2 tRNA genes are annotated in these 273 nt (G+C 54.2%); both read right to left on the reverse strand.

Features of this window, described 5'->3' with window-relative positions:
• Positions 1–76: transfer RNA gene (locus EW028_RS24580), tRNA-Asp, on the reverse strand.
• 3 nt (positions 77–79) lie between these two features.
• Positions 80–154, reverse strand: a tRNA-Met gene (locus EW028_RS24585).
• Positions 155–273 lie beyond the last annotated feature (119 nt).

The following is a 273-nucleotide window of genomic DNA, read 5'->3' on the forward strand; positions in this document are numbered from 1 at the left end:
TGGCGGTCCCGACCGGGATCGAACCGGCGATCTCCTGCGTGACAGGCAGGCATGTTAACCGCTACACCACGGGACCTTTTGGTTGCGGGGGCCGGATTTGAACCAACGACCTTCGGGTTATGAGCCCGACGAGCTACCACTGCTCCACCCCGCGATAATTTTATGTTGTTTCGAGTTTTTAAAGCACCATTTATAAAAATTTAAAACTGGAGGAGGTAGAGGGATTCGAACCCCCGCGCGGTGTTACCCGCCTGTCGGTTTTCAAGACCGATC

This window comes from Lysinibacillus sp. OL1 (assembly GCF_004332175.1).
GTDB lineage: Bacteria > Bacillota > Bacilli > Bacillales_A > Planococcaceae > Lysinibacillus > Lysinibacillus capsici.